The following is a 17711-nucleotide window of genomic DNA, read 5'->3' as shown; positions in this document are numbered from 1 at the left end:
CTACGCTTTTTGTACTGCGACACGCGCGAAAATCCTTTCCTTAAAAAAACCTGGGAAAATTCTTCAAAAACCTTGAAATGCGTATTTTTACGGTTTAAGTGTTGTTTATCCACAAATTTTACTGCAATGTGGCCTTAATTGTGGATTAGTTTGTGTATAACATCATTTTTTTCGGTTTAGCACGTGTGGCTGGTGCTTGACTTTTTCAAACGGGGGGGGGGGTATGTTAATAGCAACATCACACGGTGGATAACCGTTGGTGGAAATGCGCGAACGCGTGTTTTAGATTTTTCCCCATTGCATCGCGGGTTGTCTGCGGTGAGCGTGGGGGAGAAGAAGAAAGGAAATTAAAATGATGAATAAGAAGGCTATCGCCGCTTTCGCTGCTGGCGCAACTTTGCTTGCTGGCTTCGCAATGGCAACTCCAGCTTTTGCTGCTGATGGTGGTAAGGGTTCTGGTACTACCGAGGTTAAGAAGCCAACGTCTTATAAGGAAGCACAGGATGCTGCCAAAGCTGCTGAAACTGCTCTTACTAAGGCTCAGGAATCTCAGAAGAAGGCTGATGAGGAAGCTAAGGCCGCTGCTGCGGCTGTTCCAGCTCAAAAGCCAGTTGATGCAACCAATAAGGTGACACTTGAACAGGATGCTACTACCAAGCGTTATACTGTCAAATGTGTTGACGGCGCAACGGTAAAAGCAAAGGAAGATGCTGAAAAGTATGCGAAGGCATTCAATGATGATCTTGACGCTAAAGCTAAGGCTGCAGCAGCTAAGACTGCTGTAGAGGAAGCTCAGAAGGTTCTTGATGCTGCTGACGCTGCTTTGCGCAACTTTACTGCAGTTCCTGATAAAGAGGATGATGATTATTCTGTAGCTTTGTCTGCTGATGCTACAAGGCTTCAGACTGCTACTAAGAAAGTTAAGGATGCTTTTGCTAAGGCCAACAAGCTTTATGGTGAGTGGAAGTCTGCTCAGGCTAAGGCTAATAATGCTGCTAAGACTCTTGCTGATTTCGAGAATAGCCATGATTTGACTGGTTTGAACAAGGCTGACAGGGCCGAGCATGGTCGCTTGCAGAAGGCTGCTACTGATGCTCAGTCTAAGGCTGATACTCTTAAGACCAAGTATGACGATGCGTATAGCAAGTTTAACGATGCTTTCGAGAATGTTTATTCTCCTGCTTTCGCTTCTTACAAGACTGATTTCTATCTTGCTAAGGATCATAAGGAGGCTTTGGTTCTTGGATATCGCACTCCAGAAGATATTGAGTTGCTTAAGACTGACTTCCAGCCTGGTGTTGGTTTTACTGGTTCTTCTGATGAGGTCACCACTCCTGGTGCTCCAGCTGGCCAGCCAGGTGCTGCTCAGCCAGGTAAGCCAGGTGCTCCAGCTGCTGGCGCAAACGGTGCTGCTGGTAAGGCTGGTGCTAAGACTGAGGTTGAGAACAAGAACGGCAAGGACAAGCGTGGTAACACCCACACTGGTACTGGTGTTGGCGTAACTTTGACCGCTTTGGCTGCCACCATGCTCGCTGGCATGGGTGCTGCTGTTCGCAAGGCTCGTCACTAAGCACTGCGTGCGCGCTTATTCGTGAGTGAACGTGTGAGCGCGCACTAACTTGAGCTTGTTGAGCTTGTTTAGCTTTATAAGTTTTATAAGCTTTATGGGCTTGTTTTAGAGTTTGCACTTAACGATTGGTGTGGTGTTTTGTAGGGAAATGTCACACTGGTTTTGCTCTTGATTCTTGCACTTTTGTTTTAATTCTGGTTTGCTATTATTTTCTTTTCTTCCCAGGGTTAGGGCGTTGGTTGCGGGGTTTTGAGTGTTGAGTGTGTTGCTTTCGGTTTTGTTTGCTACTAGGGGCATTCAAAACCGAAAGCTTTTTGTTTTTGTTCTATTCGTTTCCATACTGCGTTTTGAGCGTTTTACGCGTTTTTGTGTATAGCTAAAACCTTATACGCGATTTTGCAATTCACATACGCAATTTTGCAATTCACATCTGCATTTGTTATTTCGCTGCATTTGTTATTTCGTTGCATTGTTATTTAGTATCCCTTGTTATCTCATTTCTTTTTTACCAAATTGTGTTATTGTAATCAAAAATACAAACACAGATATTGCAATTGCACATGGCAAAAATGGGATAAGATTAAATCCGTTTCCTAATCCTGTTGATGTAACTGCATGTAGAGAGCGGGAAACCATATATCCGCTGTAACAATAAGGATAAACTACCCAAAGTGGAGTATTTGCTATTAATACGCCAGGAATTACAAGAAGTATATTTAATCCAACGGATAGCATTGACTTTTCAAAAAGCACAGTAATCGCCCACATGACTATTACGCTTGGAATCATAGTCAAAAACAGATCTAAACACCATTTTAGTAGATACATAATTGGTAACGTTTCTGTAACGCCTGTGCTACTGGTTGCAAACAATCCTGCTATAACGAATACGGCAAAGAATACAACCATTTCCATAAGCAAATAAAATAGCAGTACGCAAAATTTTGCAGCAGAAATCGCGTATCTGCTAACAGGCAGTGCCAGCATTTTTAGTATTCCGTTATTGCTTGTTTCTCGTCCTGCAATCATCACGCAAACAACAATCATACTAAGCGGAAGCAGATAATATGAGTAGACTAATGCGCTTTGAATAAACATAGCAGCCCATGCGTGTGTATATTCTGGAGTGAAGTAGCTATGAAGGCTTGCTACACCAGATCCAACCACAAGTAATGGCGCAATAAAAATCAAAGGAATAATTTTACTACGCTTTACTTTCTTAAATTCGATTCTAAGAAGTTCAAAAAATCTCATTTTCATAGTCTCCTTATTCATAGTTATATAGTGCAAGTTTTTACTTATAGTGCGTGTTTTTATTCGTAGTGCAGGTTCTTAGCTGCCCACAATCCAGAACATAAAAACAGAAGTGTTTCAACTATGGATACGATTACGACCGTAGTATTAGGTTGCGCGCTCATGGCAACTGCTGGTTTTAGCATAACTATAAAAGGTGATGCCATAAAAAGCACAATGTCTGAAGAAGCCAATGCCATGCCGCTTAAAAATCCTGCTACACCAATTCCAAGCGTTACCCACATGTTTTCAAATCGTGATGATACAAAAATCATAAAGGACAATACAGGCATTGACGTAATAAATGAATATGCAGCAAAAGATATAAGAGTACTTACATTAAACGTACCTTGTGGCAAATCTGTTACACCGATTTTTGCAAGTGCTAAATTTTGTATGCAAATAGCGATTAGTAACAGAACGGTCAGCAACATAAATTTGCATAGGTACATAGTTGGAACACTCATAGGCAGCATATGCATCTTTTTTACTGCATTTCCCTTAAATTCCATGTTGTAGATAATGCATGCTGCGACTATTATGCCGAACATGTTTAACACCATAATCATGCCGTAAAGCTGTGTAAGAAGAATATCCATAGGAGCTAAAGGCAGGTTTAATAATGTATTTTTTCGTACAATAAAATTCACAAAAGCGTACGCTGCTCCCATAACGCCAATAGCAATCATAAGAGCTATAAAGCCAGTTCTCTTGCATTTTTTTAGTTCGATTACAAGCGTTTTCATAGTCTTGCACTCTGCTTCCTGATCTTATTGTCTTCATCAATCATGGATAGGAACATATCTTCCAAATTGTCGGAAGCAAAACCAGATTGTAATGCATTCTGTCGTAGTTCATCTAAACTACCTTCAAATAACAAGTGTCCGTGATTAAGTATTCCAATATCATCTGCAATAAGCTCAATTTCGGATAGCATATGAGAAGAAATAAGAATCGTGCAATCGTAAAGATCTGGAAGCGACTTAATCAGATTTCGGATTTCGTGTATACCAGATGGATCGAGTCCATTTGTTGGCTCATCTAAAATCAAAATAGGTGGTCTACCAAGCAATGCTCCAGCAAGACCAAGCCTTTGTTTCATGCCAAGCGAATATTTTTTTGCAAGACGGTCTGCAAACTCAGAAAGACCTACTAATTCTAATGCGTCATCAACTGCACTCTTAGGTAGTTCTAAAATGCGACGTATAATGTCAAGATTTTCTCTACCTGTTAGATTTGCATAGAAAGATGGGGATTCAATAAATGAGCCTATTTCTTTCAAAATAGGTATGCGGTCAGCAGGAAACTGCTTTCCGTCGATTGTAAATACGCCTTTTGTTGGAGCTGTAAGTCCTAGGAGCATTTTCATTGTTGTAGATTTTCCAGCTCCATTCGGTCCAAGAAAGCCGTAAATGCTACCTTTGCGAATATGAAGTGAAACATCATTAACAGCAATAAATGATTTATATTTTTTTGTTAAATGTTCTGTTGTAACAATATTGTTCATGGCAATATCTCCTTTCAGGATTTATGATATTGCGTCAACCTTTCTACAACATTCTCTTCACCTTACATCTACCTTACATTTTTATGCGAGGTCAAAAAATGAATATTCACATGGCATAATATATGTTAGGGGGCGCTCCATGAATCAGGATGATTATTTGTTGAACAAGCATATTCTGCTTGTTGATGATGAGCAGGAACTTCTAGATATGGTTGTATCCATATTAAACGAATACGGTTTTTATAATATAACGACTGCAAAAAGCATGAAAGATGCAGTAGAGGCAACACAAAAATTACGTCCAGAATTAGCAATCCTTGATGTTATGCTCCCCGACGGTAATGGGTTTGAGTTAATGAAGCAGATAAAACAATATAGTGATTGTCCTATCTTATTCCTTACTGCTTGCGGTGAAGATGAAGATAAGTTTAAGGGATTTGACTTAGGAGCAGACGATTATATTGTAAAGCCGTTTCTTCCAAAAGAACTAACTTTTCGCATTATGGCAATTTTAAGACGAAGCTACAAGAGCGAAAATCCAATTGTTAAACTGAAAAATAGTCAGATTGATTTTTCTTCTGCCCAAGTAATAAAAAATAACGAGCATATTCCACTCACAGCCAAAGAACACGATTTGCTTTCTGCTTTATATAGAAATGCGGGACGTATCGTAACAATTGACGCGTTATGTGAAGCTGCATGGGGAGCTAATCCTTTTGGGTATGAAAATTCTTTAATGGCACATATACGTCGTATCAGAGAAAAAATAGAACTCAATCCATCGCAGCCTGTTTCATTGGTAACAGTAAAAGGCTTAGGATACAAGCTGATTGTGGAGTAAAGCAGAATGAAAAGCATACCAAAACTAATACAACGTTTTATAAGTATTTTTCTACTAAGCTCTGTGCTAATAGTATTAATGAATATTATTGCGTTTGTTGTACTTATAGGGAATTACGCACCCGATAAAGAGATGTCTCCCTATAACATAGCAAAAGAGACAGGTGAAGCATTACAATTATCCGCAAGTGGGGATTATGTATTATCAAAAAATATGTCTTCCAAATTGACAAATTCTGGCGCATGGGCAATTTTGATTGATAATAATACATTGAAAGTCGTATGGAAAACAAAAGACGTTCCTGCAGGTATTCCAAACGATTATACTTTGTCTGATATAGCTAATTTGAGCGTTGGTTATATTGATGGTTATCCAACTTACACGGGTGATAATAAGAATGGAGTTGTTGTAGTCGGATTTCCGCACAAAAGCTTTTGGAAACATACGCGACCGAGTTGGAACTACAGTTTAATCTCAAATTTTCCGCAGATTGTTTTAAGCGTATTCTTCATCAACATTTTGCTTATTCTTGGAATTTATTTAATAGCTAATATAAAACTACTAAAATCAATTAATCCGATTACAAAAGGGATACAACGTTTATCTAGTGGAGAAAGTGTGCATATTCCAGAAACAGGAGCACTTTCAGAAATTTCATCTAACATAAATTCTGCTTCCGATATTTTGCAAATACAAAAAGAACAATTGAGAAAAAAGGAGACTGCAAGAGCGAATTGGATAGCTGGAGTTTCACATGATATTCGTACTCCGTTATCTATGGTTATGGGGTATGCGGGACAGTTAGAAAATTCTCTCCATATTTCGCAAGAAGATCGTAAAAAAGCGACGATGATTATTAAGCAAAGTGCCAGAATGAAGAATTTGATTAATGACCTTAATCTGGCTTCAAAACTTGAATACAATATGCAACCAATTATGAAAAAAGAAGAAAATGTTGTTGCTGTTGTTAGGCAAGTTGTTGTGGATTTTATGAATATGGGTATGCAAGATGAGTTTTCGATTAAGTGGGAAACGGACGCAGAATTGACTGTTTGCAATATTAATGTATACAAAGATTTATTAAAACGAGCAATATCTAATCTTATTCAGAACAGCATATCTCACAATGAAAATGGGTGTACGATTTATGTATCCGTTGCTGCAAATAATAATAATTGTATTATTTGTGTTGAAGATAACGGTATAGGTGTTTCTGATGAAAAAATCGAAAAGCTTAATCATGCACCGCACTATATGATTTGTGATACAAGCACTGTAGAACAGCGTCATGGTTTGGGTCTGCTAATTGTTCAGCAGATTATTGGCGCTCATAATGGAACGGTTGATATAAGCAGAAGCAAATACGGTGGGTTTAAGGTTGAGTTAACATTGCCGAGTAAAAAATGTTTCTAACACATTTGCGATGATGCTTATAAAATTGTGCTTATAAAATTATTCCTTAAAAATGATGCCTAATAATCATATTCGTTAACTGTATAAGTATTATCTTTGTTTTGGTTTTTGATTAAATACTTCTAAGCGTAAATCGCCAAAAATGGCGTATTTCTGCGCGTGTTGAGATTGTATCTATAGTTGTATAATATACTATGTATTGTTTATTTATTCAATATATGACCTTGGGAGGTCACTATGACTAATAAGAAGCGTATTGTATTGGCGTATTCGGGTGGCCTCGATACATCTGTAGCAATTCCGTACCTTAAAGAGCAAACAGGCCAAGACGTTGTAGCTGTGTCATTAAACGTTGGTCAAGGCGGAGAAGCGCTCGAAGTCATAAAAAACCGCGCTTTAGCTTGCGGTGCTGTTGAGTCGTATGTAGTTGATGCGCGCGAAGAATTTGCGGATAACTATTGCATGCTTGCGTTAAAGGCAAACGCAATGTACGAAGACGTGTATCCTTTGGTCTCCGCGCTTTCTAGGCCGCTTATTACTCGTCACTTGGTTCACGCAGCTCACGAATTTGACGCCGACACAATCGCACACGGTTGCACGGGTAAAGGAAACGATCAAGTTCGTTTTGAAGTTGCGATTCAGTCTTTGGACCCAGAATTAAAGGCAATTAGCCCAATTCGTGATTTGTCGCTTACTCGAGATGTGGAAATCGCTTTTGCAAACGACCATAATCTTCCGATTACTCAAAGCAAGAAAAGTCCATATTCTATAGACCAAAACGTTTGGGGAAGGGCCATTGAAACGGGCTTTTTGGAAGATCCGTGGAATGCTCCAACCGAGGAATGCTACTCTTACACAAAGAATCCTGTAGAAGCTAAAACTCCAGACGAAGTTACAATCACGTTTGAAAAAGGCGTTCCAGTTGCGATTGACGGCCACAGTGTAACTCCGCTTCAAGCAATCGAAGAGATGAACAAGAGGGCAGGCGCTCAAGGAATCGGCAGAATCGACATTATTGAAGATCGTTTAGTTGGCATTAAGTCTCGCGAATTGTACGAAGTTCCAGGCGCGCAAGCTTTGATTACAGCGCATCAAGAGCTTGAAAATTGCTGCTTGGAGCGCGAGCAGCACAGGCTTAAGCGTGCTCTAGACAAAAAGTGGGCAGAATTTGTGTACGACGGACAGTGGTTCTCGCCAGTTGTGCGTTCTTTGAATGCGTTTATAAACGAGACGCAGGAGCATGTTTCTGGAGATATTCGCATGACTTTGTACGCAGGAAAGGCTGTTGTAACAGGCAGAAAGTCGAATGAGTCTTTGTATGACTTTAACTTGGCTACTTACGATTCTTCCGATACCTTCGACCAGCGCGCTTCCAACGGATTTATTGAAATCTACGGATTGTCTAGTAAAGTTGCTGCAGCTCGAGATATGCGCGTTGCTAAGAACGACTGAGAACAACTAAAAACGACTAAAAACAACTAAAAAGACGAAAGAATAACTATGCACGATGCAAATGCCAATACTAATCATCCAATAGCCTTGTGGGGCGGTCGCTTTAGCTCGGGGCCTTCTGCAGAACTCGCAAAGCTTAGCAAGTCAACGCAATTTGACTGGCGATTAGCGGATGACGATATTGCAGGCTCTCGCGCGCACGCCCACGCTTTGCATCGTGCAGGTTTATTAACAAATCAAGAATACGCAGATCTTTGCAAAGCGCTAGACGAGTTGCAAAACCGCGTAGATAATGGCATTTTTGCTCCAATTGAAGAAGACGAGGACGAAGCAACAGCATTAGAGCGCGGCTTGCTTGAGATTGCAGGAAGCGAACTTGGTGGAAAACTTAGAGCTGGCCGCTCTAGAAACGACCAAATCGCAGCTTTAATACGCATGTTTTTGCGCAGACACGCACGCGCATTAGCGGCACTCGTGCTAGATGTTTGCAATGCTTTAGTCGCTCAATCTTTAGAAGCAAAAGACGCTGTAATGCCTGGGCGAACTCATATGCAACACGCTCAGCCTATTTTGCTTGCACACCAGCTAATGGCCCATGTTTGGCCGCTTTTGCGAGACGTAAATCGCCTTGCGGATTGGGATTTGCGCGCAAACGAAAGCCCATACGGAGCAGGCGCTTTGGCTGGCAACACTCTTGGCTTAGACCCCGAAGAAGTTGCTAAAGAGCTTGGTTTTTCTGCTGTTTGTGCAAACTCGATTGATGCTACAGCAAGCCGCGATGTTGTTGCGGAATTTGCGTTTATTGCATCTATGATTGGCGTTGATATTTCTCGCTTAAGCGAAGAGATTATTATATGGAATACTCAAGAGTTTGCGTTTGTGACTTTAGACGATGCTTATTCTACGGGTTCTTCGATTATGCCTCAAAAGAAGAATCCAGATATTGCGGAGCTTGCTAGAGGTAAAGCTGGGCGATTAATCGGAGATTTAACTGGATTAATGGCCACTCTTAAAGGTCTTCCAACCGCTTATGCGCGCGATTTGCAAGAAGATAAAGAAGCGGTTTTTGACCAAATCGACACTCTAGAAGTTTTGCTTCCAGCATTTGCAGGAATGGTTAGAACAATGCGATTTAACACGCCTCGCTTGCTTGAGCAGTCTGCAACTGGTTTTGCTCTTGCTACCGACATTGCAGAATGGCTTGTAAAACAAGGCGTTCCTTTCCGCAATGCGCATACGTTATCGGGACTATGTGTAAAGCGTGCCGAAAGTCTTAAATGCGATTTAAGCGATTTGAGTAACGACGATTATGCAACGATTTTAGATGGCATTATTGATGCAAATAAAATACCAGATCTTAGACTTGTTCTTTCTAGCTATGGCTCTGTTTCTTCTAGATGCGGCAAAGGTGGAACAGCTTTTGTGCGCGTAAAAGAGCAAATTAATCAAGCTCAGCTTGCGATTAGTGAGTATAAGAAATTCGCTGAATCTGTAAGCGACGGAATAGCTTATAAGAGTGTCTCCATGTGCTGCCAAAATTGAAAGGCTTGTAGCGCGCAAATGCGCCCGATATTTTCGGTAATTTTTGCAATAATAAGGAGATATAAATGGCTCAGGTGAGGAATTACAAAGAAGCTGGATTTGCTTCTTTGTTTGAAGAGCTAAAGTGGCGTGGATTGATTTCTCAATCTACTGACGAAAATCAACTTGCTCAAGCACTTGACGGAGAACCATTAACTTATTATTGCGGCTACGACCCTACTGCTGCTTCGTTGCATATTGGCAATCTTGTTCAGCTTATTAACATGCGTCATTTGCAAGCTGCAGGCCATCATCCTATTGCTTTGGTTGGCGGTGCTACGGGCTTGATTGGAGACCCTCGCCAAAGCGGAGAGCGCACGCTTAATTCTAAAGATATTGTTGCTGGATGGGCGGAGCGTTTGCGCAAGCAAATCGGCCGTATTTTGCCTCTTGATGGAGAAAATCCTGTTCGTTTTGTAAGCAACTACGACTGGGTTTCTAAAATGTCTGCTATCGACTTTTTGCGCGATGTTGGCAAGAACTTTAGAGTCGGCACAATGCTTTCTAAAGATATTGTTGCTCGCCGCTTAAACTCCGACGAAGGCATTTCTTTCGCTGAGTTTAGCTACCAAGTTTTGCAAGGAAACGACTTTTTGTACTTGTTTGATAATTACAACGTTACTTTGCAACTTGGTGGATCTGATCAGTGGGGTAATTTGACTTCTGGCATGGATTTGATTCGTAAGGTTCGCGGAGCTTCTGTAAACGTGTTTACAAGCCCAATTATTACGGATAATCAAGGTCGTAAGTTTGGAAAATCTGAGGGTAACGCAATGTGGCTTGATCCTACAATGCTTAGCCCTTATCGCTTCTATCAATTCTGGTTTAATCAGCCAGATGATGAAGTTGTTAAGCTTCTTAAGGCTTTTACGTTCTTGCCTAAGAGCGAGATTGAGCGTTTGGAAAAGCAAATTCAAGAAGACCCAGGAAGTCGTGAAGCTCAGCGTGTGCTCGCTTGGGAAGTTACAAGTTTTGTGCATGGCGAAGATGTTACAAATCAGGCGATTGCTGCTTCTGGAGCGCTTTTTGGCAAGGGTGATTTAGCTGGAATTGACGAGCAAACTCTTGAAGCTGCTTTAGATGGCGTTAAAGTTAAAGCACAAGATGGCACTTTGGAATTTGCTAAAGCCCATGTTGCAGATCGTGTTGTTGAGGCCGCTGTTGCTGCAGGATTGTTCCGCACTATTTCCGAGGCTCGTAGAGCTATTGAAGCTGGCGGATTGTACGTTAACAATAATCGCGTAGAAAGCGTTGATGACGTTTTGAGCGATAGCTCATTCTTGCACGGTCGTTTTGCTTTGCTTCGTAGAGGCAAGAAGGCTATTGGCGCTGTTGAGCGTGCGTAGTTTTAAGCGCGCTTAATTTGTTTTTAGCATTAGATTTTAGTATAATTTTATATTTTTAGACTTTGAAAGGTATGCCAATAATGGGCGAAGAACGCGGATCGCGTAGTGGTAAGTCGTTTGGTAATCGTGGCCATTTTAGCCGTCAAAATGGCGGTAAAAATGGTGGAAACGGTGAGCGTCGCGGAGGCTTCCATAAGGGTGGGTTCCACAAAGACGGTGAGCATCGCGGTGGGTTCCATAAAGACGGTTTCCACAAAGATGGTTTCCATAAAGACGGATTCCATAAAGACGGATTCCATAAAGATGGATTCCATAAAGACGGTTTCAAGAAGAACGGTTTCAAGAAGAACTCGGATCGCAAATTTGATGGCGATGGTGAGCGCAGGTTTGATCGCGATAATCGCAGATTTGACAGAAAAGATAATCGCGAAGATAGATATAATCGCGAAGATAAGCGCAATCGCGATAATCGATACAGTCACAGCGATTACGATAAGCGCACAAATCGTGGTTTTGATGCCAAATCAGAAGAAAATGGCAATCCAAGATACAAGAAGTTTGATCGCGATAATCGTGGCGAGCGCAATGATCGACGCTTTGAAGATAATCGCGGCGGATTCCACAAGGATGGCTTCCACAAGAGTGGATTTAAGAAGAACGATTCTAGAAAGCACGATTCAAAGTCGTCTTTCCGTTTTGAGAATGGCCCTCGTAGAAACTCGGATGGAACTGTTTCTTACCCATCTCAAAATCCGTATACAGATAGGCGTCCAGGCGAGCCAAAAATGCCTAAGGGCCTAGAATATTCCATGCTTTCTAAGGAATCTCGCGAGCGTTTGCGCGGTCTTTCTAAGGAGCATTCCGAAAACATTGGCTTGCATATTCTCGCAGCTTATGCTTTGCAAGACGAAGACCCAGAGCTTGCTTTAGAACACGCAAAGTGGGCTGCAAAGCAGGCGTCTCGCATTGATTTTTCGCGCGAAACACTAGGATTTATTGCGTACCGTCAGGGCGATTACAAGCTTGCTGCGCGCGAGTTTAGAACAGCTATGCGAATGAATGGCTACACGGATTATCTTCCATTTATTGCAGATTGCGAGCGCGGTATGGGTAACCTTGATAAAGCGCTGGAAATTTGCATGTCGGATGAAGCTAAAAGCGTTAGTGGCGAAGTTAAAGCAGAAATGTTCCTTGTGTATGCAGGCGTTTTGGCGGATACAAACCATGCAGATAAGGCGATTGAGCTTGTTCACGCAATGGGTAGGTCTAAGGGCTTACCTGGCGAGTATAGAATGCGCGCTGTTCAAGCGGAGCAGTACTTCCTTGAAGAGGCTGGGCGAAGCGATGAGGCGATTGAGCTTGATGCTTTGCTGGATCGCTTAGAAGAGCAGTATGCAGATATTGAAGACGAAGAAAATCCAGAAGATGTTGTGATTGACTACGATTTGGAACATCTTAATGATGCGATTATGGACGAAGTTGGCATTAGTGAAGATGATGCGCAATTTGCTCCAGATGATGATTCGGAAGATGATTCGGATGACGATTCAGATGATGATTCAGATGATTCAGATGACAATTCGGAAGATTCACAAATCGCAGATAATACTGAAACTGTAGAGATGAATGCAGTTAATCCTAAAGAGGAATAGTACAAATCATATTTTCTAAGCCCAGCTTCTGTATTGTAAAAGTATAGTAAGCTGGGCATTTTCTACTTTGGTATTCTTAAATCGTGAGGATATTTTATGCAACTTGATGAACGAGCGAATTTTTCAAATAGCAAATCTGCATTAAGCAAGGATTTTCGCTTAGCTTTGCTTGACTTAGACGGAGTAGTGTATAGAGGCGGAAAATCCGTCGAATACGCAGCCGAATCAATTGAAAATGCTCAAAAAAATGGCATGTTTATTGAATACACAACTAATAATTCTTCTCGTTTTCAAGAAGTTGTAGCAAGTCAGCTAGAAAGTTTTGGCTTAAAAGTAGAGCCGTGGCAAATAATAACGTCGTCACTTGTAGCTGCTCGAATGGTTGCTCGATATGTTCCAAGCGGTTCAAACGTTTTAGTTTTAGGCGCAGATCATCTTGTGCAAGAGGTTAAGCGCGCTGGTCTTAATCCTGTAAAGTCTTGTAAAGACAATCCGCAGGCTGTAATTCAAGGCTGGTATCCGCAAATGACTTGGCAAGAAATGGCACAAGTCGCTTTTGCTGTAGAGCGCGGAGCTAAGTATTTTGTTACTAATCGCGATTTAACAATTCCGCGCGAGTTTGGCATAGCTCCTGGATGCGGTTCTATGATTCAAGCTGTAGTAAATGCCACTGGAGTAGAACCTATTGCGTCTGCAGGAAAGCCCGAGTGCGCAATGTACGACGAAGCGCGATTGTTGGTTGCTGCAAACGCAAATCACAATGATGAAGATATTAAAGAATATGCGCAAAAAGACGAATTTGGAAATCCTGTAATAAGTATTGAGCGCTCGCTAGCTGTAGGAGACAGATTAGACACAGACATTGAAGCAGGTACCAGAGGAGGGTATGAGTCGCTTCTTGTTCTTACGGGCGTTACAAATCCGCGCATGTTGCTTGAAGCTCCAAAACACTTGCGACCAAGCTTTGTTTCTAAGGATTTAAGGGGATTGAACGAGGTGCATGTTGCTCCAAAACGCGTTGACGATTCTACGTTTACGTGCGGCGATTCTAGAGCGCAAATCGTTAGTAACTCTATTGAAGTAAACAATCCTAATGATTGCAACGCTTTACGTGCTGCTTGTGCGCTTGCTTGGAGTTTAATGGATAACGGAGAATCGCTTGAAGATTATATTCTTCCAGAGTTTTCTTTGTGATGTAATGCGTTGTGTGATTTGTGATTTGTGGCTTACGACTTACGACTTTGCGATTTGTGACTTTATACTTTAAGCGAGGTTTTTAATGCTAGACGAAGATGATTTAGGTCAGCGCTTAGACTGTGCGCTTGTAAATCGTAGTTTAGTAAAAAGTAGAACTACATCTCAACGCTTAATCAAGTCTGGAGTAGTAAAAGTAGATAATCGTATTGTTAAAAAATCGTCATTTTTAGTGAAAAAATCGCAAAAAATAAGCCTTGACGAATCAAAAAAAGAAAATTCTTGCATTAAATACGTTTCTAGAGGAGCGCTAAAACTCGAAGGCGCATTCCGCTTATTTGAGAATTTAGGATTAAAAGTTGATTCAAATACTAAAGCATTAGATATTGGCGCTTCTACTGGCGGTTTTTGCGATTATTTGTTGCAAAATGGAGCAAATAGCGTTATAGCTTTAGACGTTGGACACGGTCAATTGCACACAAAAATCGCAAGCAATCCACGCGTTATTGAAATGAGTGGCGTAAATATTAGAAATGTTTACGCTCAAGATTTGCCATACAAGCCGAATCTTATAGTCTCCGACGTCTCTTTTATATCTCTTAGCTTTGTGATTCCAGTAATTGCACGTATTGCGCAAAATAACGCGAATATTGTTCTTCTTGTAAAACCGCAATTTGAAGTTGGCAAGGGAAATCTTGGAAAAGGCGGAATTGTAACAGATAAAAATCTAAGACTTAAAGCCCTAGAAAATATTAAAGAATGCGCTAAAAACAATTGTTTAAGCGTTATTGCAACTCATGAATCTCCTATAGAGGGAACTCACGGAAACGTTGAATATCTTCTTTATGCGCAATATGTAGTGCAACAACTAAAATGATGATTAACTTTTGTAAAGCTACAAATAAAGCTACAAATAAATCTCAAAGGGGGCGCTATGCAAGAACGTTTAGAAGGGAATTGTACTTCTCGCAATGCTCTTGTGGTTACTCATGCGCGTCTTGATAGCAACAGTGCTGTTGTAAATCAAGTTACTACTCAACTTAAAAATGCTGGTTTTAATGTTAGCGTGTTTCATAGTGCTGCAGTGTCGGATTTTGCGCAAAAAATCGCTCAAGTGGTAGATAAAAATACGGAAATTGTTGTTGTGCTAGGTGGGGATGGCACAATGCTTCAAGCTGCAGAATTAGTGCATTGCACTCCTGTTCCAATAATTGGAATAAACCTTGGGCATGTTGGTTTTTTGGCTGAATTTGAAAGCTTCCAAATAGATGAGGCTGTGCGAAGAATTGCGCAAAAAGACTACTTCTTAGAGCATAGAATGGAAGCGCATGTAGATGTTTGGCTTCCTGGAGCCAGAGAGCCTTTAAGTGATTGGGCGCTTAACGATATTACTTTAGATAGGGCAGATCGCGGGCGAATGGTGGAGCTTTCGATTCGCGTTGACAATGTTGAAATGTCGTCTTTTGGGTGCGATGGCGTGATTGTTTCTACGCCTACTGGTTCTACTGCGTACGCGTTTTCGGCAGGCGGCCCGATTATGTGGCCAAACGTTGAGGCTTTGCAACTGGTTCCTTTGGCTGCGCACGCACTATTTTCTAGGCCGCTAATAATTGGAGCAGGATCTACTTTTACGATTGATATTTTGCAAGAATCATCTTCTGGTGGGTGGATTTGCTGCGATGGAAGGCGTCAAAGAGCTTTGCCGCAAGGTTCTAGGATTCAAATTAGGCAATCTAAAGATGAGTTGCTTTTAGCGCGACTTTCTGGAGTTCCGTTTACGCAAAGATTAGTCACAAAGTTTGATTTGCCAGTTGTTGGATGGCGTGAAAATCGCCGAAAAGTGGATGCTAGACCTAAGATTTATGAAGCAAATCTTCATAATGAAACCGATAGAAATTATGAAGATGGTGTAGGCGTAAAAAACGCGGACTGTAACGCGGATTATCCAATCGTCCCTAATAATCTAAACCTATAGGGGGTATTTGTGCTTGAAGAACTTGAGATTCGTAATTTAGGCCCAATTTCTAACGCTGTTATTACGCCTTCTAAAGGGATGACTGCAATAACTGGCGAAACGGGTGCTGGAAAATCCATGCTTTTAAGCGCTATAAAGCTTATATCTGGAGGAAAAGCAGATTTGGCAAAAGTATCATCTTTTGCAAACGAGTCGTGGGCTCAAGGCGTGTTTTCTGTGCCAAAATCTAGCGATGTTGCACAAATATTGCAAGAATCTGGGATTAATGCCGAAGAATGTGAAGATGATGATTCTAAAGAAGACGTTTACGTATCTAGGTCTGTTCCAAAAAATGGTAGATCAAGAGCTGTAATCTCTGGTTATTCTGTTCCAAAATCCTTGCTAGAAAGCGTTTGCTCGCACACAATAACAATTCATGGCCAAAGTGATCAACTTCGCATAGCAACAGCTTCAAAACAGCGTGAATTCTTGGATTCAATCTCGTGCAATTCTAAAGAACTACAAGACTATGAATCAGCGTTTAATAAGTGGCAAAATGCTGTTGAAGCATATAATCGCCTTATAAATCAGCAATCGTCTTCTAGACAGCGCGCAGACTACTTGCGTGAATCGTTAGAAAAAATTCGCCAAATCGATCCAAAACCAAATGAGGATGAAAATCTTAAAGCTAAAAGAGATCGCATAGAAAACGCTGCTCAAATCGTTGGGGCTATTAGCGAAGCAATTTCTTCGTTGGACGCAAGTCAAATTGACTACGGCGCAATAGATTCAGTTGACGCATTGCATTTGGTTGACAATGCGTCTAAGGCGATTCGCTCAATTCGAGTTGACGGAGATTATAGCGCGATTGCAAATCAACTTGACGATATTTCTTCCCAGATTTCCGATATTGTTATGCAACTTGCTCAACAATTAGATGTTGATGAGAGTCAGGAAGATTTAGACGCTATTAACAATCGTATTCACGATTTAAGCGATTTAACACGCAGATGGGGTCCGCAAATTGACGATGTTTTAGAGTGGGCCAAAAAAGCGCAATTTGAGCTTGAAGATTTGGATGATTCGCCAGAAGCTGTTGCGCGCGCTAAAGATTTGTGCGAGAAGACTTATAAAGACGCTGAAAAACTTGCCGAAGCTCTTTATAACACGCGCAAAGTTGTTGCAAAAAAGTTTAGCTACGAAGTTAGCAAAGAGCTTGAATCCTTATCTATGCCAGATGCGCAACTTTTGATTAATGTTTCTAAGCGCGCTAAAAACAAGGACGGAAAATTTGATTTGAACGTGCACGGCTTAGATAGTGTTGAGTTTCTTTTTAAGCCTTTCCCTGCGTCTAACTATTTGCCAATGGGCAGTAGTGCTTCTGGCGGCGAACTCAGTAGGCTTATGCTTGCAATGGAGCTTGTTAGTGCAAAACAAAATCGCAGTAATAATCAATCAATGACGTTTATTTTCGACGAAGTTGATGCAGGCGTTGGTGGTGTTGCAGCAGTGGAATTAGGCAAGCGCTTGGCTTTGCTTGCTAAAAGTGCGCAAGTGATTGTTGTAACGCATTTAGCTCAAGTAGCAGCTTTTGCAAACGTTCAATTTGTTGTCAGAAAAAAGATTGAAAGCGCGGCGGATTCTGGAGCGAATTCTGGAGCTGATTCTGGCGAGAATTCTAGTTTTGCAGATACAACTGTTACCAAATTAGATGAGATTAGCCGACAAAGCGAAATCGCAAGAATGCTTTCGGGAAGCCAATCGCAAGCATCTTTGGATCATGCAAAAGAATTGCTTGAAAATAGTAAAGTCTAATGAAAAATCTTAAGCTAATTCAAAGTAATTTTTCTAAAACAGATTTTTCTAAAACAGATTTTTCTAAAACAGAATAATAGGGTTAATATCAAA

The 17711-nt window shown here is 41.1% G+C and carries 15 protein-coding genes; 12 read left to right on the top strand and 3 right to left on the bottom strand.

The features are described from left to right. The first annotated feature begins 352 nt into the window (after positions 1-352). A complete protein-coding gene (locus ACPEIW_RS04525) occupies positions 353-1570 on the top strand; it encodes a hypothetical protein (protein WP_425663300.1) in 1218 nt (405 codons plus the stop codon). 489 nt (positions 1571-2059) lie between these two features. On the opposite strand, the gene ACPEIW_RS04520 is transcribed toward ACPEIW_RS04525, so the two are convergent. From ACPEIW_RS04520 to ACPEIW_RS04510, 3 genes are read right to left on the bottom strand one after another with little or no spacing between them, the layout of a single operon-like run. Next, positions 2060-2824 carry an ABC transporter permease gene (locus ACPEIW_RS04520; protein WP_425663298.1) on the bottom strand — a complete coding sequence of 255 codons (765 nt, stop codon included), beginning with the start codon at positions 2822-2824 and terminating at the stop codon, positions 2060-2062. A gap of 59 nt (positions 2825-2883) precedes the next feature. Continuing rightward, entirely contained in the window at positions 2884-3609 is a 726-nt protein-coding gene (locus tag ACPEIW_RS04515; protein ID WP_116438328.1) for an ABC transporter permease, read from the bottom strand. After that, a complete protein-coding gene (locus tag ACPEIW_RS04510) occupies positions 3606-4370 on the bottom strand; it encodes an ABC transporter ATP-binding protein (protein WP_425663296.1) in 765 nt (254 codons plus the stop codon). The genes ACPEIW_RS04515 and ACPEIW_RS04510 overlap by 4 nt, the downstream gene beginning before the upstream one ends. Positions 4371-4509: 139 nt before the next feature. Here ACPEIW_RS04510 and ACPEIW_RS04505 point away from each other — a divergent pair, with 139 nt between their 5' ends. From ACPEIW_RS04505 to ACPEIW_RS04455, 11 genes are all read left to right on the top strand, one after another. Further along, a complete protein-coding gene (locus tag ACPEIW_RS04505; RefSeq protein WP_425663294.1) occupies positions 4510-5211 on the top strand; it encodes a response regulator transcription factor in 702 nt (233 codons plus the stop codon). Positions 5212-5217: 6 nt separating this feature from the next. Further along, entirely contained in the window at positions 5218-6624 is a 1407-nt protein-coding gene (locus ACPEIW_RS04500; RefSeq protein ID WP_425663292.1) for a sensor histidine kinase, read from the top strand. A gap of 237 nt (positions 6625-6861) precedes the next feature. Next, the gene (locus tag ACPEIW_RS04495; RefSeq protein ID WP_425663290.1) at positions 6862-8076 is read left to right on the top strand and encodes an argininosuccinate synthase; all 1215 of its coding nucleotides are present in this window, start codon (positions 6862-6864) and stop codon (positions 8074-8076) included. Between the two features lie 48 nt (positions 8077-8124). Continuing rightward, complete coding sequence (gene argH, locus ACPEIW_RS04490) at positions 8125-9618, top strand: argininosuccinate lyase (RefSeq protein WP_425663288.1); 1494 nt, start codon at positions 8125-8127, stop codon at positions 9616-9618. Positions 9619-9683: 65 nt separating this feature from the next. Next, complete coding sequence (gene tyrS / locus ACPEIW_RS04485) at positions 9684-11003, top strand: tyrosine--tRNA ligase (RefSeq protein WP_425663286.1); 1320 nt, start codon at positions 9684-9686, stop codon at positions 11001-11003. A gap of 80 nt (positions 11004-11083) precedes the next feature. Then, complete coding sequence (locus ACPEIW_RS04480) at positions 11084-12655, top strand: hypothetical protein (protein WP_425663284.1); 1572 nt, start codon at positions 11084-11086, stop codon at positions 12653-12655. A gap of 96 nt (positions 12656-12751) precedes the next feature. Beyond that, the gene (locus tag ACPEIW_RS04475) at positions 12752-13849 is read left to right on the top strand and encodes an HAD-IIA family hydrolase (RefSeq protein ID WP_425663282.1); all 1098 of its coding nucleotides are present in this window, start codon (positions 12752-12754) and stop codon (positions 13847-13849) included. Positions 13850-13934: 85 nt separating this feature from the next. Continuing rightward, positions 13935-14726 (top strand): TlyA family RNA methyltransferase, encoded by a 792-nt coding sequence (locus ACPEIW_RS04470; protein WP_425663280.1) that lies wholly within the window; start codon positions 13935-13937, stop codon positions 14724-14726. A 57-nt stretch (positions 14727-14783) separates the two neighbouring features. Then, positions 14784-15824: an NAD kinase gene (locus tag ACPEIW_RS04465; protein ID WP_425663278.1), complete on the top strand. Its 1041-nt coding sequence runs from the start codon at positions 14784-14786 to the stop codon at positions 15822-15824. Between the two features lie 9 nt (positions 15825-15833). Further along, the gene (recN, locus tag ACPEIW_RS04460; RefSeq protein WP_425663276.1) at positions 15834-17618 is read left to right on the top strand and encodes a DNA repair protein RecN; all 1785 of its coding nucleotides are present in this window, start codon (positions 15834-15836) and stop codon (positions 17616-17618) included. After that, positions 17618-17695, top strand: a complete 78-nt coding sequence (locus tag ACPEIW_RS04455; RefSeq protein WP_145988654.1) for a pentapeptide repeat-containing protein — start codon at positions 17618-17620, stop codon at positions 17693-17695. The genes recN and ACPEIW_RS04455 overlap by 1 nt, the downstream gene beginning before the upstream one ends. The last annotated feature ends 16 nt before the right edge of the window (positions 17696-17711 follow it).

The sequence above is a fragment of the Gardnerella piotii genome, from assembly GCF_049815665.1.
In the GTDB taxonomy this organism is placed as follows: domain Bacteria; phylum Actinomycetota; class Actinomycetes; order Actinomycetales; family Bifidobacteriaceae; genus Bifidobacterium; species Bifidobacterium piotii.
The sequence above is the reverse complement of the archived record's forward strand: the minus strand, read 5'-3'. Positions and strand labels throughout refer to the sequence as shown.